This window comes from Billgrantia sulfidoxydans, from assembly GCF_017868775.1.
GTDB classification, from domain to species: domain Bacteria; phylum Pseudomonadota; class Gammaproteobacteria; order Pseudomonadales; family Halomonadaceae; genus Halomonas; species Halomonas sulfidoxydans.
Genome location: NZ_CP053381.1, coordinates 4,170,036 through 4,191,695, shown reverse-complemented (window position 1 = coordinate 4,191,695; position 21,660 = coordinate 4,170,036). Strand labels below are relative to the sequence as shown.

Below are 21,660 nucleotides of genomic sequence, written 5' to 3'. Positions count from 1 at the left end.
CGGCGCTTTTTTTCGTCACTTCCGTGTCAAGGTGGTTCATGAGTGAAATGCCTGCGCCGGTGCTCGACGCCGGTGAGTTCCAGCGTCGCCTGCTGGACTGGTTCGATCGCGACGGGCGTCACGATCTGCCCTGGCAGCGCGAGCGCACGCCCTATCGCGTCTGGGTCTCCGAGATCATGCTGCAGCAGACCCAGGTGACGACCGTCATCCCCTACTTCGAGCGCTTCATGGCGCACTTTCCCACCCTCGCCGAGCTGGCCGCGGCCTCTCAGGACGAGGTGCTGCACCTGTGGACCGGGCTCGGCTACTACGCCCGCGGGCGCAACCTGCACAAGGCGGCCCGGCGGGTCATGGAGGAGCATGGCGGCGAGCTGCCGGTGAATAGCCTGGAGGCGCTTGCCGGGCTGCCCGGCATCGGCCGCTCCACTGCCGGGGCGATCATTGCCCAGAGCACCGGACGTCGGGCGGTGATCCTCGACGGCAACGTCAAGCGCAGCCTGTCGCGGCTGCATGCGGTGGAGGGCTGGCCGGGGCGTCCGGTGGTGGAGCGCAGGCTGTGGGCGCTGGCCGAGCACTACACGCCAGAACACCGCGTGGCCGACTACACCCAGGCGATAATGGACCTCGGTGCTACGCTATGCCGCCGCGGCACGCCGGAGTGCGGCCGCTGCCCGTTCGCCGACGCCTGCGTGGCCCACGCGCGGGGCGAGCAGCGCCGCTTTCCGGAATCCAAGCCCAGGAAGGCGCTGCCGACGCGCACCACCCTGATGCTGATGCTGCAGGACGCAGGGGGCCGCGTCCTGCTGGAACAGCGCCCCGCCAGCGGACTGTGGGGCGGGCTGTGGAGCCTGCCCCAGTTCGATGACCTGGCGGCGCTGCGGTGCTGGCTCGATGTGCACGCCCCCGGTGCGCTGCTCCATCCGGCCTGGCCGGCCTTCAGCCACGTCTTCAGTCACTTTCGCCTCGACATCACCCCGCAGCCGGCACGGATCGACGGGCTGGATTCGGTTGGCGAGGCACGTTGCTGGTACGATCCAGGCAGTCCCGGGCGCATTGGCCTGGCGGCTCCGGTGAAGGCACTGCTCGCCTCGCTAGCGCCGTTCGCCCTGACCGCCCCCGAGCCCTCTTGAAATCTCGTTCCACCCTATCGCCGAGGAGATCGCCATGAGTCAGACCGTTTTCTGTCGCAAGTACCAGCAGGAGCTCGAAGCGCTGCCGTTCCCGCCATTGCCGGGAAAGAAGGGCCAGGAGATCCAGGCCAGTGTATCGAAGCGTGCCTGGGAGGAGTGGCAGGCGTTGCAGACCCGGCTGATCAACGAGAAGCACCTCAACATGCTCGACCCCGAGGCGCGGGCCTATCTCAACGAGCAGATGGAGCGCTTCCTCGACAACCGTGAAACCGACCAGGCGGAAGGCTACGTACCGCCCGAGCGCTAGCCCGAACGACGCCCGCTGGGTCGCGGCATCTGCATGAAACGAAAGGCTTGACGCTGCAAGGCTGATCTTGTTTAATACGCACCGTTGGCAGCGGCCAGATAGCTCAGTCGGTAGAGCAGGGGATTGAAAATCCCCGTGTCGGCGGTTCGATTCCGTCTCTGGCCACCACACTGCTGGGGTATCGCCAAGTGGTAAGGCACCGGTTTTTGGTATCGGCATTCCCAGGTTCGAATCCTGGTACCCCAGCCACGCCAACCCTTTTCCGACTCTGCAGTTCGCAAGCGTCGGTCCCGAGCCGGCATAGCTCAGTTGGTAGAGCAACTGACTTGTAATCAGTAGGTCCCGGGTTCGACTCCTGGTGCCGGCACCATCAAGACTTTCGGGAAATCAGCGACTTGCAGAGATTTAAAACCGCCTCGATGGGCGGTTTTTTCGTTATCGCGTAAGCGCCACGCCGACTCCTGAAAGTAGCCTGTCCTCGGCTCAATGGGGCTGGGCGCGGCTCATCAGATAAAGCGCGCCGGCCAACGCCAGCACCGACAGTGCCAGGTAGATGGCCTCCAGCGGGGTCTGGAAGCGAATGTCGACGACGGCCCGGAAGAATTCGATGATCACCGCGAGGATGACGACGCGGGCGATCTTGTCCTTGAGCTGATCGAAGGACTGCACGTTGAACGGATGACCCGGCGCATGCTCTTCGGCCTGCTCGATGGGAGAAACGAACAGCCGATAGACGCCGAGCCCGAAGATCAGCAGCACGATCGCCACCAGATAGATGTCCACGGCCATGACCACGCTGGGGACCACGGTATCGTGAATGTCTGGCCCGCCCCCGACGAGATAGTACCCGGCAGTGGCAAGCACCAGCTTGAGGATGTCCATGGTGCCGATGATGAACAGTGCCAGGGCGGCTGCCAGGCTGGGAATGACGGCCAGCAGCACGAGGAAGCGACTGCTCCACAGCCAGCGTTCGAAGCGCCGCTCCCAGCGGCCTTGACCAGGCGTTGGCGGTTCCGGTGTCGGCGGCATGCGGGTTCTCCTGGCGGTGGAAACTGGAGCGAGGAGCGCTCGCCGCTCCTCGATGCCGCTAATGTAGCAAGGCGAGCCGGGCCGAAGCCATGGAAAAGCCCGACCTTCGCGAAGCTCTTGAAAGCGCAGCCCGACGCCACCACATCTTCGCTGCAGGGCCCTGTGGGGCCTCCCACCGCGGCGCTACGCCGTTGCACGAGTTGGGACTGAAACTGATCACGGATACACAGGAGGTGATTGGATGACAGTACAGACTTCGTCCAACCGTAAGCTCAAGCAGGCAACCGATTACGCCGGTAGCGAAACCCTGACCTCGCAGGTCGGAAGCGTACTCGACCGTATGTGCGATGCCTATCCCACCCGGCTGGCCGAGCCGCTCGACACCCTCTGGCTGGAGCGCCGGGAGGGCGTGGTGCGTGGCCGCGACGAAGAGGGGCCGCTGAACCAGGCGCAACTCGACGAGTTCGAGCGCAAGGGCTTCCTGTTCGAGCCCAATTTCATCCGCGGCGAGGAGCTCGACGAGCTGCGTCGTGAACTGAGCGAGCTGCTCAACCGCGATGATTTTCGCGGCCGCGACTTCAGCATCACCGAGCCCGGCAGTCGGGAGATCCGCTCGCTGTTCGCGGTGCACTACCTGTCCGAGCGCTTCGCCAGCCTGGCGCGCGACGAGCGCCTGGTGGGCCGGGTACGCCAGATTCTCGGTGGCGATGCCTACGTGCACCAGTCGCGCATCAACTACAAGCCGGGTTTCGAGGGCAAGGGCTTCAACTGGCATTCCGACTTCGAGACCTGGCACGCCGAGGACGGCATGCCGGCCATGCACGCGGTCAGCGCTTCGATCGTGCTGACCGACAACCACGAGTTCAATGGCCCGCTGATGCTGATCCCGGGCTCGCATCGTGTCTTCGTGCCGTGCCTGGGCGAGACGCCGGACGATCATCATCGCCAGTCGCTCAAGCGCCAGGAGTTCGGCGTGCCGGGCCGCGATGCGCTGCGCGAGCTGGTCGCGCGCCACGGCATCGAGGCGCCCAAGGGCACGGCGGGCGGGCTGTTGCTGTTCGACTGCAATACGCTGCACGGTTCCAACGCCAACATGTCGCCGGATCCGCGCAGCAACGTCTTCTTCGTCTACAACCGGCGCGACAACGCCTGTGTCGAACCCTTCGCCGCGCGCCGTCGGCGTCCGCGCTTCCTGGCGCATTCGCCGGACGAGCCGTGGACGCCACATGGCTGATCCCTCGGTGCGGTCGGGGGTGGATGGAACGGGGCGTGTGGTGAGGTAGACTGGTAGGCCTGTCGTCGACATGCGGCACGCCTACCCAGAAGGAGAAGACCCGCCATGCGCTTTGTCCCCCGTTTCACCGATGGCCAGGCGTTTTCCCACCCGCTTGGCAAGATCGTCTGCGTCGGCCGCAACTATGCCGATCATGCCAAGGAGCTTAACAACCCGATCCCCAGCGAGCCGCTGCTGTTCATCAAGCCCGCCACCAGCGCGGCCAGCTTCGATAGGCCCATCGAGGCCCCGTTTGCTCGCGGCGAGGTTCACTTCGAGGCCGAGCTGGCGCTGTTGATCGGTGAGCGGCTGACTCACGCCACGACCGAGGAGGCCGAACGGGCGGTCGTCGGTATCGGCCTGGCCCTCGACCTGACGCTGCGCGACGTGCAGGCGCGTCTCAAGGAGAAGGGGCAACCCTGGGAGGTGGCCAAGGCGTTCGACGGGGCCTGTCCGCTGAGCGATTTCCTGCCGCTGAGTCGCGTGCCGAACTGGAGCGCCCTGAGTTTCACGCTGGAGCTGAACGGCGAGCTGCGCCAGCGCGGCGAAGGGGCCGACATGCTGTTTCCGGTCCCTACCCTGGTGGCCGAGATGAGCCGCCACTTCACGCTCGAGCCCGGCGATGTGGTGCTCACCGGCACGCCGGCGGGCGTCGGCGAGCTGCCGCGTGGTGCGAACCTGCGCTTGACGCTCACCGGCGGGCTGGAGGTCGAGGGCCAGGTAGCGGAATAACCCCGTTCCGCGCCCGGCAGTCACGAAAACGCCCCCAAGGCATCTATCCAAGGGGGCGTCTTCTCGGCCGCATTGATCACGGCGGCGTTCACTCCAGATAGGTGTAGCCCTGAAGCCCTGCGGAGAGGTCGTCGAGGAAGTGCTCCTGCTCCGCGGCTGAGAGGCCGCTCTCCTGCAGCTGGCCAGCGAGCCGGTCGCGTAGCACCTTGGCGTCGAAGTTGACGTAGGCCAACACGTCGGAGACCCGGTCGCCCTGCTGGGCGTGGCTGAGCACCCAGTCGCCGTTTTCGTCGAGGGCGGCATCGACGGAGTCGGTGTCGCCGAACAGGTTGTGCAGGTCGCCGAGAATCTCCTGATAGGCGCCGACCAGGAAGAAGCCCAGCAGGCGCTCCTCGTCGTCGCGCCACTCCGGCAGCGGCAGGGTGGTTTCCACGCCCTGGCCATCGACGTAGCCGTCGATGCGGCCGTCGCTATCGCAGGTGATGTCCTGGATCACGCCGCGGCGGGTGGGTTCGCGGTTCAGTCCGGTGAGCGGCAGGACGGGGAAGATCTGGTCGATGCCCCAGACGTCGGGTACCGACTGGAACAGCGAGAAGTTGACGAACAGCTTGTCGGCGAGTTTCTCGGCGAGCTCGTCGACGATCTCCCGGTGGGCGCGGTTGCGGCTGTCGAGGCGCTCGCGTAGCCGCGCGCAGGCGGCGAAATAAACGCCCTCCGCTTCGGCGCGCACGGTGATGTCGGCCAGCCCCATGAGGAAGCGGTCGTGCATCTCGCTCATCGCCTGCAGCAGGTCGTGCCACGCCTCGACCAGCTCGCGCGGCTCCACGGAGTTGCCCAGCAGATCGTGCACCCGCCACAGCTCGTCGAGCTGGGGGTCGTCCTCGGCCTGGCGCTCAGGCGCCCGGTCGTTGACGCGCTCTTCGCCGATCACGTTGGCGATCAGCACGGCGTGGTGCGCGGTCAGCGCGCGGCCCGACTCGCTGATCAGATGCGGGTGGGGAATCTCCGCCTCGTTGCAGGCCTGGGCGAAGGCGCTGACCACGTTGCGGGCATACTCCCGCATGGAGTAGTTGATCGAGCAGAAGCTGCGCGAGCGGGTGCCCTCGTAGTCGATGCCGAGCCCGCCGCCGACGTCGACGGTATCGATCGGCGCACCCAGCGCCAGCAGGCTCTGGTAGAAGCGCGCACACTCGCGCAGGCCGACCTGGATGTCGCGGATGTTGGCGATCTGCGAGCCGAGGTGGAAGTGCACCAGCTGCAGGCTGGCCAGCGAGTCGGCCTCGCGCAGGCGCTCCACCACCGCCAGCATCTGACCGGCGGTGAGGCCGAACTTGGATTTTTCGCCACCGGTATCCTGCCACTTGCCCATGCCCACCGAGGCCAGGCGCGCGCGCAGGCCGATGCGTGGCGTGACGCCGAGATGCTCAGCCTCCTCCAGAATCAGCGGTAGCTCGGAGAACTTCTCCACCACCAGGTAGACCCGATGGCCGAGCTTTTCGCCCATCAGCGCCAGGCGGATGTACTCGCGATCCTTGTAGCCGTTGCAAACGATCAGCGACGGGCCGTCGGCGGAGAGCGCCAGCACGGCCAGCAGCTCCGGCTTGCTGCCGGCCTCGAGGCCGACCCGCCCATGGCCGCGCTCGCGGGTGGCGAGGATCTCCTCGACCACGCGGCGCTGCTGGTTGACCTTGATCGGGTAGACGGCCGTGTAGCCGCCGGCGTACTCCTCCTCGGTCATGGCCAGGTCGAAGGCTTCGCACAGCTGCTCGACGCGATCGTGCAGGATGTCGCTGAAGCGCACCAGTACTGGCAGGCGCAGGCCGGCCTCGCGCAGCTGATCCACCAGCGGGGCGAGCGGCAGGGCGGGGCCTTCGGCTTCGCTGCCCAGCGGGCGCACCAGGGCGTGGCCGCTGTCATCGACGTCGAAATAGCCGCTGCCCCACTGGTCGATGTTCCAGGTCCGGCGCGCGCGTTGGGCGGGGCCGGAGGCAGCTCCCATGGATAGGCTCATGTGTGGCTCGCTTCGGGCAGGGGCAGAGCGCCATGTTTCAGGCGTGCCGTGAGAATGGTATGGAACTGCGTCGGGTCGTGCGGGGTCAGGTCGTGGGCCGGCGGGTCCACGTAGACCACCAGCAGCCGCGACAGCCAGTAGCGCAGCGCCGTCATGCGCAGCATCGTCGGCCACACCTCGCGTTCGGCGTGGGTCAGCGGCCGGCGCGCCTGGTAGGCGCGCAGGATGGCATCGTGGCGTTCGTGGTCCAGGAGCCCCTCGGGGCCCGATGCCCAGTCGTTGATCACGATGGCCAGGTCGAACAGCAGGTCGCCGGTGCAGCCGTTGTAGAAATCGATGAGGCCGCCGAGGCGGTCGCCCTCGAACAGGGTGTTGTCACGGAACAGGTCCCCGTGCAGCGCGCCGTGGGGCAGTTCGGGGGCTGAGCCGAACACGCCCTGGTAGATCTCCACCTCGTCCTTCATCAGTGCCTGATCCTCGGGCGAGAGATAGCCCAGCACCTTGTGGTGCATGGCCACCAGCCAGTTGAGGTCGCGCGGGTTGGGGCGGTGGCCGGGAAAATGCTGGGACACCGCATGCATGCGTCCCAGTGCGTCGCCCAAGGCCCGGCACTGCGCCAGGTTGGGCGCCATCGGGTGACGACCGGGCAGGCGAGGGAACAGCAGTGAGGGCTTGCCGGCCAGGCTGTGCAGGGCAATGCCCTCGCGATCGTGTACCGGCCCGGGCACCGGCAGGCGGTGTTCGTCGAGGTAGTCGAGCAGCTCGACGAAGAACGGCAGCTCCTCGTGCTCGCCCTGCTCGAACAACGTCAGCACCAGCTCCCGGCGGTCGGTCGTGACGAAGAATGTGGTGTTCTCGGTACCGCCGGCGACTCCCTCCAGGGAGATCAGCTCGCCGACATCGAAACGCCTGAGAAACTCCGCGACCTGTGCGTCGCTCAACGGGGTGAATACGGCCATGTGTCTCTCGCCCAGGTTGCCAAGCCGACTATTGTAGCGTCTTGGCACTCCGATGCACGCCTGCTGGACACGTTCCGGCACTCAGCTGTGGCGAGGGTACCGCCGGTTAGAAGCGCATCAGTACCCACTGGGGCACGGCGATCCGGTCGCCCTCCTGGCGTTCGAAGTTGCCGTCGCCGTCGTGGTCGACCAGGTAGTAGCTGGCCCCTTGGCGGGGTCGGATCTCGATGGCATAGAGCTGGCCGTTGACGCGGTACTCGCGGATGGTGCGATCCTCCTCCTGGCGAATGGTGATGTCGGGCTCGACATCGGCGGATGACTGGGCCAGGGCGGGGGCGGCCGACACCATGCCGAGCCCCAGGGAGAGCAGAGTGACAGCGAGGATGCGGCGTGAAACGTTCATGGTGGGCCTCCAGAGACCGCTTGCGACGAACGCTGCACCGAGCGACTGCCCCGGTGTGCGATTAACCTCAGTGTATGACGTTGGACCTCGCGATCCCAACGATGGCGGCAAAAGCGGCGCGCAATGCGTATCATGGCTGATCAAGATCACATTTTCTTGCACAGACCCAACGGATGCCGATACATGGCCGATACCCCCATCGTTCTCGTCGACGGTTCGTCCTATCTCTACCGCGCCTTTCACGCCCTGCCGCCGCTGACCACCTCCACCGGCCAGCCCACCGGCGCCATCAAGGGTGTGCTCAACATGCTCAAGCGGCTGATCAAGGATTACCCCGACAGCCCCATGGCGGTGGTCTTCGATGCCAAGGGCAAGACCTTCCGCGACGAGCTGTTCGAGGCGTACAAGGCCCAGCGTCCGCCGATGCCTGACGACCTGCGCAGCCAGGTGGAGCCGCTCTACGCCTGCGTCCGCGCCCTGGGGCTGCCGCTGCTGTGCGTCGAGGGCGTCGAGGCCGACGACGTCATCGGCACCCTGGCCCGGCTCGCCACCGAGGCCGGCCGCGACGCGGTGATCTCCACCGGCGACAAGGACATGGCGCAGCTGGTCAACGGCCACATCACGCTGGTCAACACCATGAAGGACGAGACCCTCGACGTGGAAGGGGTCAAGGCCAAGTTCGGCCTGCCGCCGGAGCTGATCATCGACTTCCTGGCGCTGATGGGCGACAAGGTCGACAACATCCCCGGCGTTCCGGGGGTGGGCGAGAAGACCGCGCTGGGCCTGCTGCAGGGCATGGGCGGCGGGCTCGATACCATCTATGCCGACCTCGAGCGTGTCGCCACCCTCGATTTTCGCGGTGCCAAGTCGCTGCCGAGCAAGCTCGAGGAGCATCGCGAGATGGCCTATCTCTCCTACCAGCTGGCCACCATCAAGACCGACTGCGAGCTGCCGGTGGGGCTCGGCGACCTCGACATCGCCCATCCCGACCGCGAGGCGCTCAAGCGGCTCTACACCGAGCTCGAGTTCAAGGCCTGGCTCTCCGAGCTGCTCTCGGGCAAGGATGAAGGGGTCGACGACGTCGAGCGCGGCAGCGGGGTCGCCGGTACCGCCGCGGCGGGCAACCTCGACCCCGAGGCGCCGCCGGCCAGCGTGGCCGCCTGCCAGAACCATCTGATCCTGACCCAGGCCGAACTCGACGAGTGGCTGGCGCGGCTCGGCGCCTGCGAGGCCTTCTGCTTCGACCTCGAGACCAACAGCCTCAATTACATGGATGCCGAGATCGTCGGCGTGGGGCTGGCGCTCGAACCCGGTGAAGCCGCCTACGTGCCGCTCGCCCACGACTACCTCGACGTGCCCGACCAGCTCGACCGCGCCGCCGTGCTGGCCGCGCTCAAGCCGCTGCTGGAGGACCCCTGCCGCGGCAAGATCGGCCAGAACCTCAAGTACGACATCTCGGTGCTGGCCAATTACGACATCCAGGTGCGCGGGCCGCTGACCGATACCATGCTCGAGTCCTACGTGCTCAACTCCACCGCCACCCGTCACGACATGGACTCGCTGGCGCTGAAGTACCTGGGCCAGAAGACGGTGAGCTTCGAGGAGATCGCCGGCAAGGGCGCCAAGCAGCTCACCTTCAACCAGATCGACTTCGAGCAGGCCGTGCCCTACGCCTGCGAGGACGTCGACGTCACCCTGCGCCTGCACTGCGAGCTGCGTCCGCGCATCGAGGCGGAGGGGCGCCTGGCCGAGGTGCTCGACACCATCGAGCGGCCGCTGATCCCGGTGCTGTCGCGCATCGAACGCACCGGGGTGGCGATCGACGCCGCGCGCCTGCATGCCCAGAGCCAGGAGCTCGAGGCGCGCATCGGCGAGCTCGAGACGCGAGCCTTCGAGCTCGCCGGGCGCGAGTTCAACCTCGGCTCGCCCAAGCAGCTCGGCGAGATCCTGTTCGAGGAGCAGAAGATCCCGGTGCTCAAGAAGACGCCCAAGGGCGCTCCTTCCACCGCCGAGGCGGTGCTCGAGGAGCTGGCGCTGGATTACCCGCTGCCCAAGGTGATCATGGAGCACCGCGGCCTGGCCAAGCTCAAGTCGACCTATACCGACAAGCTGCCGCGGCTGGTCAACAAGCGCACCGGGCGGCTGCATACCAGCTACCATCAGGCGGTCGCCGCCACCGGCCGGCTCTCCTCGAGCGACCCCAACCTGCAGAACATCCCCATTCGTACCGAGGAGGGGCGCAAGATTCGCCAGGCCTTCATCGCCCGGCCCGGCTATCGCATCGTCGCCGCCGACTACTCGCAGATCGAGCTGCGCATCATGGCGCATCTTTCTGCGGACGAAGGGCTGCTCTCGGCCTTTGCCGAGGGGCGCGACATCCACGCCGCCACTGCCGCCGAGGTCTTCGGCGTGCCGCTGGAGCAGGTCTCCGGCGAGCAGCGGCGCAGCGCCAAGGCGATCAACTTCGGGCTGATCTACGGCATGAGCGCCTGGGGGCTGTCCAAGCAGCTGCGCATCGAGCGCGGCCAGGCGCAGACCTACATCGACCGCTACTTCGACCGCTACCCGGGCGTGGCCCGCTACATGGAGCGCATCCGCGCCCAGGCCGCCGACGATGGCTACGTCGAGACCGTGTACGGCCGCCGCCTCTACCTCCCCGAGATCCGCGCCCAGAACCACGCCCGGCGCCAGGCCGCCGAGCGCACCGCGATCAACGCGCCGATGCAGGGCACCGCGGCGGACATCATCAAGCGCGCCATGATCGAGGTCGACGCCTGGCTGCAGCAGAGCGCCTTCGACGCCTGCATGGTGATGCAGGTGCACGACGAGCTGGTGTTCGAGGTCGGCGAAGCCCAGGTGGGCGAGTTCATCGACGAGGTCAAGGCGCGCATGCAGGCCGCCGCCGAACTCAGCGTGCCGCTGATCGTCGAGGCCGAGAGTGGGGCCAACTGGGACGAGGCGCATTGAGGGGGCGCTAGTAGGGCACCATCAGGACGACGCCCGACACCAGCGCGAACAGCAGCACGCCCTGGCGTAGGCGCCGGGCATCGATGCGATGGTGCGTCACGCGGCTGGCGACGCTGCCGATGAGCAGCGGCGGCAGCAGGTAGAGGGCCCACCGCAGCTGGTCGAGGTGGAACTTGCCCGCCACGGCCAGAATGACCAGCGAGACGATCTCTCCGATCAGGAAGCAGCAGGCGATGGTCGAGCGCAGCTCCGGGCCAGGTCGATGCTGGTAGAGCAGCGCCAGCGGCGGGCCGCCGACGCCGGTGGCGGTTTCGGTGATGCCGGTGATGACCCCGACCGAGGCGCAGGCGCCCGCCTTGGGGCGAAATACCGGGGCGAACAGGGCGGCGAGCACGGCGATCACCGTCGAGGCGCCGACCACCTGGTTGAGGCTGTCGGCACTCAGGACGACCAGGATCCACAGGCCGAGGAAAGTCCCCGGCAGGCGGCCCAGGCCGATCCAGCCCACGCCCTTCCAGTCGATCGCCTCACGTTCCCGCAGGCCGACGTAGAGATTGAGCGGCAGCATCAGGATCAGCAGGGCCACCGGCAGCAGGTCGGGGCGCAGGAAACCCAGCACCGGGGCGACGATCAGCGCGAAGCCGATCCCGATCGCGCCTTGCACGAAGGCAGCGATACCGGTGGCGGTGGCGATGACGGCAAAGACGACGATCTCGTTCATGAGCGTTGCGCCGCTTTCACCGTCGGCTCGGCGTCGTCATTCCCGCTCCTCTTGGCCGCTGCCCGGTGCGTCGACGACGTCGCGTGCACCCGCTGGATCGGCGCGCGTTCCACGGCGGCGCCGGCCGCCTCGCGCACCTCGGCAAGCAGCGCGCGAGCATCCCAGTCTACCGGCCAGCCTTGCCACAGGCGCAGCCGGCCGTTGGTGAACACGGCCTCGATCTGATCGCGATTGGCATAGCGCACCAGCTCCCAGGGGAGGTCCCAGGAGGGCGTCATTTCCGGCACGTCGAGGTCGAGGAGCAGGAAATCGGCGGCCAGGCCCGGGGCGATCTCGCCGGTCAGGCGCGCGAGCCCTGCCGCCTCGGCGCTGCCGCGGGTGGCGTGCTCGAGCCACAGCCAGCCGCCGCCGCACGATGAATCCCCGGTTGCCAGGCCGGCGGACAGACGCTGACTGGTCTCGGCGGCATCCATCAGGCGAAAGGCATCGCTGCGCGTGCCGTCGGTCCCCAGGCCGAAACGAATACCCAGCGCGGCCATCTGCAGGGCCGGCGCCACGGCGTTGCCTTTCCACGCGCTGGCGACGGGATTGAAGGCCACCGCGGTATCGGTGTCGCGCAGCAGGTTGAGCTCCGTTGGCGTGACCAGGGTGGCGTGGGCAATCAGCGTCTGCGGTCCCAGCGCGCCCACCGCGTGCAGGTGCTCCAAGGGGCGCTGGCGGCGTGCGACCAGCGAACGCTCCACCGCCTGGAGATGCTCGTTGACGTGGGTCTGGAAGATGGCACCGCCTTCGCCGCAGAGTGCGGCCACGTCACGCAGCATGCCATCGCTGGCCACCTCGGGAATCGACACCGCCAGCGAGGGGACGACCAGCGCATGGCCGGCCCAACGGGCCAGGTGCCGTTCGGCGTCGCGACGTATCGCGGCGCCATCCTGGTGCGCTTCCCTGCCACCGCCCAGATCATTGCAGATGAAGCCCAACACGCAGCGCAGGCCGGTCTCCTCGACGGCCTGGGCGATGCTGCCGATCTCCGCCGAGGCGCGGGTGCCGGCGTCCACCGCGGTGGTAAAGCCACCGCGCAGCGCCTCCAGCGCGGCGAGCTTGGCCGAGAGGTAGAGCAATCGCTCGTCGAGGCTGGCCTCGAGCGGGACCCAGATGCGCTTGAAGATCTCGGAGGGTTCGCCGAACACCAGCGACTTGCCGAGCGACTGGGTCAGGTGATGATGGGCGTCGATGAAGCCGGGCATCAGCAGCTTGCCGGGCAGTGCAATCGGCGTCAGTTCGGGATGGCGAGCGAGCAGCGCCGCGCGTTCGTCGATCTCGGCGAACTTGCCGTTCGCGACGAGGACCGCCTTGTTCCTGGCGCAGCCGCTCTCCAGCAGTACCTCCTCGGGCAGCAGCAGAAGAGTGTCGGCTGCGAAAGACTCGGGGCAGAGTGCCCCCCGGCCCGCGGCGTTGCGGGCCTGTGACGGAGTGTCCATGGGGTTCCTTTCTACTTGCTCTTGATGTGTTCGCTGGCGAGGTCGGCCTGCTTGGTCGCGGGTGCGGGGAGACGGGCGTGACCGAGGTGGTGGAACAGAATGTTGACCAGCACCGCCGTCAGTGTGCCCATGGCCAGGCCGTTGCCGAGGATGATCTGCAGGTGCTGTGGAAAGGCGCTGTAGAAGCCGGGTACGACGATCGGAAGCAGACCCATGGCCAGCGCCGCGGCCAGCGTGAACATGTTGCCATGCTCGTTGAAGTCGACCTTACGCAGGATGTTGATGCCCATCACGCCGATGATGGCGAATACGATCACCGCGGTGCCGGCGACCACGGCGGTGGGCAGGGTGGCGGCCACCCGTCCGAGAGGGGCGAGCAGTGCCAAGGCCACGAGAATGATGCCGGCCGCCACGGTCACGTAGCGCGAACGCACACCGGTGGCGCGCACGATACCGATGTTCTCGCCGCTGGTGATGATCAGCGAAGTACCGAAGCAACCACCGATCAACGAGCCCAGCGCATCGGCGCGGATGTTGCGCGGCACCAGGGCGCGTGAGTCACCTTGCTTCTCGACGATCTCGGCGGTGGCCATGGTCTGGCCGGTGGCCTCGGTCATGGAGACCACGCTGAAGATGATCAACGGCAGCGAGGCGAAGAGATCGAACTTCGGCATGCCGAAGGGGAACAGCGATGGGAAGGCCACCACCGGGCCGGCCAGCACGTTGTCGAAGCTCATCACGCCAAGCAGCGTGGCCACGGCCGCGCCGGCGACCAAACCCAGCATGACGGCAATGCGCTGCAGCACGCCGGTGAAGATTCGGGCGAAGAGCACGATGCAGCCCATGGTGAGTAGTGCCAGGGCGATGCTGGTCAGGTTGGCGAAATCCGGCGAGTCCGGCTTGCCGGTGATCAGCCCGCCGAAGATGCGCACCAGGTTGACTGCGACCAGCAGCAGCATGGTGCCGATCACGATCGGAGGAAAGAATTTCAGTACCTTGGTGAAGAACGGCAGGGCCAGGAAATAGAACAGCCCCGTGAGGATCACCGCGCCGGTCGCGGTCTGGATGTCGGTGGCCTGGGCGATGGCCAGGAAAATCACGATCGGTGCGCCGCCCGGCACCTGAACGAAGGGCAGCCGCGCGCCGATGCCGAAGGGGCCGAAGGACTGCAGCAGCGTGCCCAGGCCGCAGGCGAGGAAGGTGGCACTCATCAAGGCCACCGTGACGTCGCTGCCGAAGCCCATTGCCTGGCCCACCAGGAACACGGCGGTGATCGGCGCGGCGGCCATCACCAGTACGTGCTGGAAGCCGTAGAGCATCATCGAGTGCCACGGCAGCTTCTCGTCTACGGGCTCGACCGGCCTCGTCTCGGTGGGATCATGCGTCGTTCTCATGGCTAGCTTCCTCTGTCATTGTTGTCGTTGCTCTACGCAAGCTAGCCTCGCCCAACCGTGCTGGTCCATAATAATGTTTCGCTCATTTCGTTGCCGAAAAGGCAACGGTAAGCTTTGCCGGGATGGTGTCTCATGCAGCTACTGCTGACCTCTCTGCGCTATTTCGAGGAAGTCGCCCGCCAGGGATCGCTGCGCAAGGCGTCAGAACGGCTGCACGTCGCCGCCTCGGCCATCAATCGACAGATTCTCAAGCTCGAGGATGAGCTCGGTGTGCCGCTGTTCGAGCGGCTACCGCGGGGGCTGCGGCTGTCGCCGGCGGGTGAGTTGATGCTCTACCAGATTCGCCAATGGCAGCGCGACGAGCGCCAGATGCTGGAGACCCTGGGCGACATCCGTGGCACCGGCTGCGCCGAGGTTCGCATCGCCACCATCGAGTCGTTGACCGACCAGCTACTGCCCTCCCTCCTGCGCGGCTTCAGGGAGCGCTTCCCGCGGGTGCGTTTCGTGCTGACCACCGGCCTGACCGACACGATTCTGGAGCAAGTCGCCACCGGAGAGGCCGATATCGGCATCTGCATGAACCCGCCGGTGACGCGTCGGATTCGCTTCGAGCAGGCGGTCGAGCTGGGTTTCGGCGCGGTAGTGGCCCCCACGCACCCGCTGGCCGAGAAGGAAACGGTACGCCTGCGTGACTGCCGTCCCTACCCGGCGATTCTGCCCAGCGCCGAGATGTTTCACGGCTCGACCCTGGAGCGCACGCTTGCCCATTCGGACATCGACCTCACCCCCCTGGCCGGCTGCAACCGAATCCTGACGATCAAGTCGCTGGCGCGGGCCGGTTTGGGAGTCGCCTATCTCAACAAGCTCGACGTCGCTCGCGAACTGGAGCATGGGGAGCTGGTATTCAAGCCGCTGCAGGATCGCAACATCGCCAAGGCCCGGCTGGTGCTGTGCAGTGCGGCCGAGCGCGCTCTGCCGATGGCGGTGGCGGTACTGGCCGAGGAGTTGAGCGAGGCGCTGCTGGGCATCGAGCCCGGGGGAGACGGCATGGCCCCGGGGGCGTCGAGGAGAGCGTAAACGAAAACGCCCGCGGCCATGGCCGCGGGCGTTGTCTCATGTCGGATAAGGTTCAGCGCCAGCCGACGCGATCGAAGATGCGAACCGCTTCCGGGTTGTTCTCGCCCAGGATGCTGACGTTGAGGTCGTCCTTCTTGAATTCGCCCCAGGACTCGAGCGTCTCGCTCATCTTCACGCCTTCGACCACGGGAAACTCATAGTTGCCGGCGGCGAAGATCTCCTGGGCCTCGTCGGAGGCCAGGAACTCGAGGAAGCGAACGGCATTCTCGCGGTTCGGCGCGGTGCTCACCACGCCGGCACCGCCGACGTTGACGTGGGTGCCGCGGTCATCCTGGTTGGGGAACAGGATGCCCACCTTCTCGGCCACTTCGCGATCGGCGGCCTCCTCGGACTCGAGCAGGCGCACGTAGTAGTAGTGGTTGGCCACGGCCAGATCGCACTCACCGGCAGCCACGGCCTTGATCTGGTCGGTGTCGCCGCCTTCGGGGTCGCGCGCCATGTTGCCGACCACGCCCTGGGCCCACTCCTCGGCACCCTCCGCACCGTGATGCTCGATCATCGAGGCCAGCAGCGACTGGTTGTAGATATTGTTGGAGGAGCGGATGCAGATCTCGCCCTCCCAGCGCGGGTCGGTCAGGTCCTCGTAGGAGGTGATCTCGCTGGGGTCGACGTTCTCGGGGTTGTAGACGATCGCCCGCACGCGCTGGCTGAAGCCGAACCACTTGCCTTCGGGGTGGCGCATGGCTTCCGGCAGACGCTCGTTGAGCACGTCGGATTCGACGCTCTGGAAGACCCCGTCCTGCTCGGCGCGCCACAGGCGACCGGCATCGACGGTGATCATGACATCGGCGGGGCTGGCCACGCCCTCGCGCTGGATGCGCTCGATCAGCTGGTCGGAGTCGCCCTCCAGCAGGTTGACCTCGATCCCGGTCTGCTCGGTGAAGGCCTGGTAGAGCTTCTCGTCGGAGTCGTAGTGGCGGGCCGAGTAGAGGTTGAGCTCATCGGCGCCTGCCGTGCTGGCCAGAGCGGAGCCCGCCAGGATGGCGGCAAGGGGAGCGACGAGACGCTGACGATGGATCATGATGGTTTCACCTCGAGAGCCTGATGTGACAGGTGTTTTGTTCAAGTAATGATAATACGTTGCATTACGTTGAACGCTATTGAAGCGTTTTGTGAAGAAGTCGTCAAGCCTGCCGTCAGAGACCCTTGACCACGCGGCGCCGGGAAGCTGACCGAGAGCAAGGGAAGGCGAAAAAATTGGCAAATGCGAGGAAATTCCAAACGTATTTGCTGGACATTTCGGGTAGGATGAAGTTTGCCCATTTCTCCCCTGGATCATGTTCGCTGTTCTATGACTAGCCAATCGAAGCCAATGGAAGTCGGACACGCTCCCTATCCCCGGTCCACCGCATTGACCATGGAGGGAGTGCAACATGCTTTCGGCAGCCAGACGGCCGTGCGTGGCGTCGACCTCGATGTGGCGCCTGGCGAGGTCGTTTGTCTGCTGGGCCCCTCGGGCTGCGGCAAGACCACGCTGCTGCGCATCGCGGCGGGGCTAGAGGTACTGCAGCGGGGGCGCGTGAGCCTCAACGGCGGCGAGATCGCCGTGCCCAAGGGTCGCCACGTGCCGCCGGAGAAGCGCAACGTCGGCCTGGCCTTCCAGGATTCCGCGCTGTTTCCTCACCTCACGGTGATCGAGAACGTCACCTTCGGGCTGAAGGGCGAGCCCCCCCGGCAGCGCCGCGAGCGGGCCCTGACCCTGCTCGAGCAGCTGGGCATGGCCAGCTATGCCGACAGCTACCCGCACATGCTCTCCGGCGGACAGCAGCAGCGTGTGGCGCTGGCCCGCGCCCTGGCGCCGGCGCCCCAGCTGATGCTGCTCGACGAACCCTTCTCCAGCCTCGACGCGCGGCTGCGCGATCGCATCCGTGACGATACCCTGCACGTGCTAAAGAAGGTCGGCGCCGCCACCCTGCTGGTGACCCACGATCCCGAGGAGGCCATGTTCATGGCCGATCGCATCGCCCTGATGCGCGATGGGCGCATCGTCCAGGTGGGCACCCCCCGGGAGCTCTACTGCGCCCCCTGCGACCCCTTCGTCGTCGCCTTCTTCGGCGAGGTCAACGAACTCTCGGGCGAGGTGCGGGGCGGTCGCGTGCAGACCCCGGTGGGGCCGGTGGAGGCCGGCTGGTTGCCCGAAGGGAGCCAGGCGCTGGTGATGATCCGCCCCGAGGCGCTGCGCATCACCGAGCACTTCGAGCCGGCGCCGGAGCATCGCCACAGCCACGTGGTCATGGCCAAGCTGCTGGGGCGCAGCAGCCTGTTGCACATCTGCGCTCACGGTGAGGACGGCAGCGAAGCCCACCTGCACGCCAGGGTGCCCGGCGTGTTCCTGCCTGCCGAGGGGCAGCGGGTGGACATTCACCTCGACCTGTCGCAGGTCTTCGTCTTCCCCTCAGCGGCGGCCTGAGCCGGGGCGCGAACGGCGCATGGCCATGCTCAGCAGGACCACCGGCAGGATGCCGACGGCCACGATGGCCAGCGACGCCGTCGAGGCCTCGGCAAGGCGCTCGTCCGAGGCCAGGCCGTAGGCCCTGACCGCCAGGGTATCGAAGTTGAAGGGGCGCAGGATGATGGTGGCCGGCAGCTCCTTCATGACATCGACGAACACCAGGATGCCGGCGGCGATCAGGCTGCCGCGCATGATCGGCGTGTGGACCCGCTTGAGCGTACCGGCCGGCGTCTGGCCCAGGGTGCGCGAGGCGGCATCCATGCTCGGCGTCACCTTGCCCAGGCTGGCCTCCACGGTATTGAACGACACCGCCAGGAAGCGCACCACGTAGGCGTACACCAGGATGAAGGCCGAGCCGCTGAAGACCAGCCCGACGATCTTGCCGTAGTGGGCGTGCAGCCAGGTATTGAGCGTGTTGTCGAGCCAGGCGAAGGGAATCAGGATGCCCACCGCGATCACCGAGCCGGGAATGGCATAGCCCATCGAGGCGACCCGCGTGGCGATGCGCGTCAGCGGGCTGTCGTGGAGGCGCACGCCGTAGCTGAGTACGACCGCCAGGCCCACCGCGATCAATGAGGCGACGACGGCCAGCATCAGGCTGTTCCAGGCGAAATCGAGAAAGCGCGTGCCGAGCAGCGTATCGCCCTTGGCGATGGCCATCTGCAGCAGCAGGCCGCTGGGCACCAGGAAGCCGATCAGCACCGGCGTGGCGCAGGCCATGAAGGCCGCCACCCCGCGCCAGCCGGGCAGCCGGTACTCGGGCAGCTGCTGGTAGCGATTGGTGGTATGGAAATACTGGCGCTTGCCTCGCGACCAGCGCTCCAGCAGCACCAGCACGATGACGAACAGCAGCAGACAAGCGGCGAGCTGGGCCGCGGCAACCTGCTCGCCCAGGCCGAACCAGGTGCGATAGATGCCGGTGGTGAAGGTGTCGACGCCGAAGAACTGCACGGCACCGAACTCATTGAGGGTCTCCATCAGCACCAGCGAGACGCCGCCGACGATCGCCGGCCGTGCCAGCGGCACGGCCACGGTGGCGAACAGGTTCCATGGGCCGCGCCCCAGCGTGCGACCGACGTCGAGCACGCACACCGACTGTTCCAGGAAGGCCGCCCGGGCCAGCAGGTAGACGTAGGGGTAGAGCACCAGGGTGATCAGCGTGGCGGCGCCGCCCAGCGAGCGGATGTCGGGGAAGAAGTAGTCGCCGCGTCCCCAGTCGAAGACCGCGCGCAGCCAGCTCTGCACGGGGCCCGCGTACTGCAGGAAATCGGTATAGGCGTAGGCGATCACGTAGGTGGGCACGGCCAGCGGCAGCAGCAGGGCCCACTCGAAGAGGCGCCGGCCCGGAAAGCGGCACATCACCACCAGCCAGGCGGTACCGGTGCCGATCACCATGCTGCCGATTCCCACCGTGACGGTGAGATAGAAGGTATTCCCCAGGTAACGACCCAGCACCGTGCTGGCCAGATGCTGCCAGACGCCCTGTGTCGGCATCACGATATGCGCCAGCACCACGATGACCGGCAGGGCGACGACGAGGGCGACGCTCAGGATCAGCAGCGTCCACGGGCTCAGGCGCCGAGACAGGGAGGAAAGGCCGGTGGTCGCGGATCGGAACAAGCAGGAACTCCTTCACTGGCCGCACGGCGGCGCAGCAATGCGAGGCGGTAACGGCCGGAAATGATACCAGTTGCCGCGTACGGCTGCAGCTCGTGCCACCTGACCGGCATCACGAAAAACGCCCGTATCCTGCGATACGGGCGCCGGGTCCTGAGGCCGGAAGAAGCGCTAGTAGCCGAGCATCAGCGACGGCAGACCCGTCACCAGCACCGGGAAGAAGGCCATCAGCAGGCAGGCCAGCACGATCAGCGCGCAGAACGGGATCACCGCCTTGTAGAGGTCGATGATCTCGACCCCCTTGGGCGCCACGCCCTTCAGGTAGAACAGCGCATAGCCGAACGGTGGAGTGAGGAAGGAGGTCTGCAGCACCACCGCCACCATCACCACGAACCACAGCATGTCGACGCCCATGTCGGACACGATCGGCAGCATGATCGGGAAGCTGAGCAGCACGATGCCGGTCCAGTCGAGGAACATTCCCAGGATGAAGACCAGGAACAGCATCAGGATCAGTGCGCCGGTGGTACCACCGGGCATGGCCATGACCAGCTCGCTGATCACCGTCATGCCGCCGCCGCGCGAGAACACCCCGGTGAAGGCGGTGGCGCCGACCAGCACCAGCATAACCATGGTAGTGGTCTTGCTGGCATCGATCAGTGTCCTGAAGCAGGTGGTGAGCTTGCGGTCGCCGAAGATCAGGAACAGCAGGAAGGCGATACCCACGCCGATGGCCGAGGCCTCGGTGGCGGTGGCGATACCGGTGAACAGCGCACCGAGCACGCCGAGGATCAGCGCCATCGGCGGCAGCACGTACTTCGCCAGCATGATCAGCAACTGGCCGGTCGAGGTCTCGGCCCGCTCCTCGGCGGGCACCGGTGGCCCGTAGCTCGGTTTCACCAGGCAGATCAGCAGCACGTAGAGGGCGTACATGGCGCCCAGCAGCAGCCCCGGTACCAGCGCGCCGGCGAACAGCGCCCCCACCGACACCGGCGAATAGCTGGCCATCAGGATCAGCATGATGCTGGGCGGGATCAGGATGCCCAGGCAGCCGCTGGCCATGATCACGCCGGTGCTGAGCTCCTTGTTGTAGCCGTACTTGAGCATCGGTGCCAGGGCGATCATGCCCATCACCGCGATCGAGGCGCCGACGATGCCGGTGGTGGCGGCGAGCAGCACCGAGACGATGACCACGGTCAGCGCCAGGCCGCCGCGCAGGTTGGCCAGCAGCAGACGCATCGCTTCGAACATTCTCTCGGTGACCCCGGAGTCGTTGAGGAAGCGCGCCATCAGCACGAACAGCGGGATGGCCACCAGGACGTAGTTGTCCATGGCGTTGCCGTAGATGTTGTTGATGATCGTGCCGAGCACGCGGGGGCCGGGGCCGAGATAGGCGCCGATCACGGCCACGCCGCCCAGCACGAAGGCCAGCGGGTGGCCCATGAACAGGCCGACCAGCAGGCCGCCGAACATCACCAGGGTCAGCATTTCCGGGCTCAGGTTCATGCGGCTTCCTCCCGCAGCTGCTGGATGGCGCGAATCACGATGGCGACGGCCTGGAGCAGGATCAGCACCGCCGCCAGCACGATCACGCCCTTCACCGGATAGACGGGGATCGAGACGATGCCGTAGGTGGTCTCGCCGCGGCTGAAGGAGCGCTCGAAGAAACTCCAGCCCAGCGTCAACAGCATCCAGATGAACGGAATGAAGAAGATCAGGTAGCCGAGCAGCTCGAGCGCGGCCTGCTTGCGCCGCGACAGCAGCCGCTTGAGCACGTCGACCTCGACGTGGGCGTGATGGCGCAGGCCGTAGGCGGCCATCAGCATGAAATGGGCGCCGAACAGCATCTTGGTGATGTCGAAGGCCCAATCGCTGGGGCGCCCGGTGAACAGGCGCAGGGCGATATCGTAGAGCACCACCACGGTGATGACGGCGATCAGCGGCGCAATGACCCGCCCGAACACTTCGTTGAGCGTGTCGATCGCCTTGGCAATCGCATTCATGGATCAAGTCTCCGAGGTCGGAACGAATGCCGCCCCGGCGCCAG

At 66.6% G+C, this 21,660-nt stretch carries 18 protein-coding genes and 3 tRNA genes; 10 read left to right on the top strand and 11 right to left on the bottom strand.

Annotated features, from left to right (window positions below):
* Positions 1–38: 38 nt before the first annotated feature.
* From mutY to HNO51_RS19445, 5 genes are all read left to right on the top strand, one after another.
* A complete protein-coding gene (mutY, locus tag HNO51_RS19465) occupies positions 39–1,130 on the top strand; it encodes an A/G-specific adenine glycosylase (protein ID WP_197448794.1) in 1,092 nt (363 codons plus the stop codon).
* Between the two features lie 34 nt (positions 1,131–1,164).
* Positions 1,165–1,437: an oxidative damage protection protein gene (locus HNO51_RS19460; RefSeq protein ID WP_111414495.1), complete on the top strand. Its 273-nt coding sequence runs from the start codon at positions 1,165–1,167 to the stop codon at positions 1,435–1,437.
* Positions 1,438–1,529: 92 nt separating this feature from the next.
* Positions 1,530–1,605 (top strand) — tRNA-Phe (locus HNO51_RS19455).
* Between the two features lie 6 nt (positions 1,606–1,611).
* Positions 1,612–1,686, top strand: a tRNA-Gln gene (locus HNO51_RS19450).
* 45 nt (positions 1,687–1,731) lie between these two features.
* Positions 1,732–1,807 (top strand) — tRNA-Thr (locus tag HNO51_RS19445).
* A gap of 113 nt (positions 1,808–1,920) precedes the next feature.
* Here HNO51_RS19445 and HNO51_RS19440 read toward each other — a convergent pair.
* A complete protein-coding gene (locus HNO51_RS19440; protein ID WP_197448793.1) occupies positions 1,921–2,466 on the bottom strand; it encodes a YqhA family protein in 546 nt (181 codons plus the stop codon).
* A 241-nt stretch (positions 2,467–2,707) separates the two neighbouring features.
* On the opposite strand from HNO51_RS19440, the gene thpD reads away from it, so the two are divergent.
* A complete protein-coding gene (thpD, locus tag HNO51_RS19435) occupies positions 2,708–3,700 on the top strand; it encodes an ectoine hydroxylase (protein WP_197448792.1) in 993 nt (330 codons plus the stop codon).
* A 105-nt stretch (positions 3,701–3,805) separates the two neighbouring features.
* Positions 3,806–4,471 carry a fumarylacetoacetate hydrolase family protein gene (locus HNO51_RS19430; protein WP_197448791.1) on the top strand — a complete coding sequence of 222 codons (666 nt, stop codon included), beginning with the start codon at positions 3,806–3,808 and terminating at the stop codon, positions 4,469–4,471.
* Positions 4,472–4,559: 88 nt separating this feature from the next.
* Here the strand turns inward: HNO51_RS19430 and speA are convergent, their stop codons facing one another.
* The 3 genes from speA to HNO51_RS19415 all read right to left on the bottom strand — a co-directional run bounded on the left by speA (position 4,560) and on the right by HNO51_RS19415 (position 7,844).
* Positions 4,560–6,482: a biosynthetic arginine decarboxylase gene (gene speA / locus HNO51_RS19425; RefSeq protein WP_197448790.1), complete on the bottom strand. Its 1,923-nt coding sequence runs from the start codon at positions 6,480–6,482 to the stop codon at positions 4,560–4,562.
* Positions 6,479–7,441 (bottom strand): homoserine kinase, encoded by a 963-nt coding sequence (locus HNO51_RS19420; protein WP_197448789.1) that lies wholly within the window; start codon positions 7,439–7,441, stop codon positions 6,479–6,481. Before HNO51_RS19420 ends, speA begins: the two co-directional genes overlap by 4 nt.
* Before the next feature lie 106 nt (positions 7,442–7,547).
* On the bottom strand, positions 7,548–7,844 hold the full coding sequence (locus HNO51_RS19415; protein ID WP_197448788.1) for a DUF2782 domain-containing protein: 297 nt from the start codon (positions 7,842–7,844) through the stop codon (positions 7,548–7,550).
* Between the two features lie 183 nt (positions 7,845–8,027).
* On the opposite strand from HNO51_RS19415, the gene polA reads away from it, so the two are divergent.
* Entirely contained in the window at positions 8,028–10,811 is a 2,784-nt protein-coding gene (polA, locus tag HNO51_RS19410; RefSeq protein ID WP_209538136.1) for a DNA polymerase I, read from the top strand.
* Between the two features lie 7 nt (positions 10,812–10,818).
* Here polA and HNO51_RS19405 read toward each other — a convergent pair whose 3' ends face one another.
* The 3 genes from HNO51_RS19405 to HNO51_RS19395 are packed head-to-tail and all read right to left on the bottom strand — an operon-like array spanning position 10,819 to position 14,407.
* On the bottom strand, positions 10,819–11,532 hold the full coding sequence (locus tag HNO51_RS19405; protein WP_209538135.1) for a sulfite exporter TauE/SafE family protein: 714 nt from the start codon (positions 11,530–11,532) through the stop codon (positions 10,819–10,821).
* Positions 11,529–13,013, bottom strand: coding sequence for an amidohydrolase family protein (locus HNO51_RS19400; protein WP_209538134.1), 1,485 nt, complete (start codon positions 13,011–13,013; stop codon positions 11,529–11,531). Before HNO51_RS19400 ends, HNO51_RS19405 begins: the two co-directional genes overlap by 4 nt.
* 11 nt (positions 13,014–13,024) lie before the next feature.
* The gene (locus tag HNO51_RS19395) at positions 13,025–14,407 is read right to left on the bottom strand and encodes a uracil-xanthine permease family protein (RefSeq protein WP_197448784.1); all 1,383 of its coding nucleotides are present in this window, start codon (positions 14,405–14,407) and stop codon (positions 13,025–13,027) included.
* A 132-nt stretch (positions 14,408–14,539) separates the two neighbouring features.
* Here HNO51_RS19395 and HNO51_RS19390 point away from each other — a divergent pair, with 132 nt between their 5' ends.
* Complete coding sequence (locus HNO51_RS19390) at positions 14,540–15,484, top strand: LysR family transcriptional regulator (RefSeq protein ID WP_209538133.1); 945 nt, start codon at positions 14,540–14,542, stop codon at positions 15,482–15,484.
* Between the two features lie 52 nt (positions 15,485–15,536).
* On the opposite strand, the gene HNO51_RS19385 is transcribed toward HNO51_RS19390, so the two are convergent.
* A complete protein-coding gene (locus HNO51_RS19385) occupies positions 15,537–16,565 on the bottom strand; it encodes a Fe(3+) ABC transporter substrate-binding protein (protein WP_197448782.1) in 1,029 nt (342 codons plus the stop codon).
* Between the two features lie 336 nt (positions 16,566–16,901).
* On the opposite strand from HNO51_RS19385, the gene HNO51_RS19380 reads away from it, so the two are divergent.
* On the top strand, positions 16,902–17,954 hold the full coding sequence (locus tag HNO51_RS19380) for an ABC transporter ATP-binding protein (RefSeq protein ID WP_242597160.1): 1,053 nt from the start codon (positions 16,902–16,904) through the stop codon (positions 17,952–17,954).
* On the opposite strand, the gene HNO51_RS19375 is transcribed toward HNO51_RS19380, so the two are convergent.
* The 3 genes from HNO51_RS19375 to HNO51_RS19365 all read right to left on the bottom strand — a co-directional run bounded on the left by HNO51_RS19375 (position 17,940) and on the right by HNO51_RS19365 (position 21,616).
* Positions 17,940–19,616, bottom strand: coding sequence for an ABC transporter permease (locus tag HNO51_RS19375; protein WP_197448780.1), 1,677 nt, complete (start codon positions 19,614–19,616; stop codon positions 17,940–17,942). The genes HNO51_RS19380 and HNO51_RS19375 overlap by 15 nt on opposite strands.
* Before the next feature lie 168 nt (positions 19,617–19,784).
* Positions 19,785–21,119: a TRAP transporter large permease gene (locus HNO51_RS19370; protein WP_197448779.1), complete on the bottom strand. Its 1,335-nt coding sequence runs from the start codon at positions 21,117–21,119 to the stop codon at positions 19,785–19,787.
* Positions 21,116–21,616, bottom strand: coding sequence for a TRAP transporter small permease subunit (locus tag HNO51_RS19365; protein ID WP_197448778.1), 501 nt, complete (start codon positions 21,614–21,616; stop codon positions 21,116–21,118). Before HNO51_RS19365 ends, HNO51_RS19370 begins: the two co-directional genes overlap by 4 nt.
* Between the last annotated feature and the right edge of the window lie 44 nt (positions 21,617–21,660).

What these genes read in the sequence shown, in the direction of transcription:
- HNO51_RS19400 (WP_209538134.1), bottom strand. Translation starts at nt 13,013, where the DNA reads ATGGACACTCCGTCACAGGCCCGCAACGCCGCGGGCCGGGGGGCACTC.
- HNO51_RS19390 (WP_209538133.1), top strand. Translation starts at nt 14,540, where the DNA reads ATGCAGCTACTGCTGACCTCTCTGCGCTATTTCGAGGAAGTCGCCCGC.
- HNO51_RS19380 (WP_242597160.1), top strand. Translation starts at nt 16,902, where the DNA reads ATGGAGGGAGTGCAACATGCTTTCGGCAGCCAGACGGCCGTGCGTGGC.
- HNO51_RS19460 (WP_111414495.1), top strand. Translation starts at nt 1,165, where the DNA reads ATGAGTCAGACCGTTTTCTGTCGCAAGTACCAGCAGGAGCTCGAAGCG.
- polA (WP_209538136.1), top strand. Translation starts at nt 8,028, where the DNA reads ATGGCCGATACCCCCATCGTTCTCGTCGACGGTTCGTCCTATCTCTAC.
- thpD (WP_197448792.1), top strand. Translation starts at nt 2,708, where the DNA reads ATGACAGTACAGACTTCGTCCAACCGTAAGCTCAAGCAGGCAACCGAT.
- HNO51_RS19405 (WP_209538135.1), bottom strand. Translation starts at nt 11,532, where the DNA reads ATGAACGAGATCGTCGTCTTTGCCGTCATCGCCACCGCCACCGGTATC.
- HNO51_RS19420 (WP_197448789.1), bottom strand. Translation starts at nt 7,441, where the DNA reads ATGGCCGTATTCACCCCGTTGAGCGACGCACAGGTCGCGGAGTTTCTC.
- speA (WP_197448790.1), bottom strand. Translation starts at nt 6,482, where the DNA reads ATGAGCCTATCCATGGGAGCTGCCTCCGGCCCCGCCCAACGCGCGCGC.
- HNO51_RS19365 (WP_197448778.1), bottom strand. Translation starts at nt 21,616, where the DNA reads ATGAATGCGATTGCCAAGGCGATCGACACGCTCAACGAAGTGTTCGGG.
- HNO51_RS19395 (WP_197448784.1), bottom strand. Translation starts at nt 14,407, where the DNA reads ATGAGAACGACGCATGATCCCACCGAGACGAGGCCGGTCGAGCCCGTA.
- HNO51_RS19370 (WP_197448779.1), bottom strand. Translation starts at nt 21,119, where the DNA reads ATGAACCTGAGCCCGGAAATGCTGACCCTGGTGATGTTCGGCGGCCTG.
- HNO51_RS19415 (WP_197448788.1), bottom strand. Translation starts at nt 7,844, where the DNA reads ATGAACGTTTCACGCCGCATCCTCGCTGTCACTCTGCTCTCCCTGGGG.
- HNO51_RS19440 (WP_197448793.1), bottom strand. Translation starts at nt 2,466, where the DNA reads ATGCCGCCGACACCGGAACCGCCAACGCCTGGTCAAGGCCGCTGGGAG.
- HNO51_RS19385 (WP_197448782.1), bottom strand. Translation starts at nt 16,565, where the DNA reads ATGATCCATCGTCAGCGTCTCGTCGCTCCCCTTGCCGCCATCCTGGCG.
- mutY (WP_197448794.1), top strand. Translation starts at nt 39, where the DNA reads ATGAGTGAAATGCCTGCGCCGGTGCTCGACGCCGGTGAGTTCCAGCGT.
- HNO51_RS19430 (WP_197448791.1), top strand. Translation starts at nt 3,806, where the DNA reads ATGCGCTTTGTCCCCCGTTTCACCGATGGCCAGGCGTTTTCCCACCCG.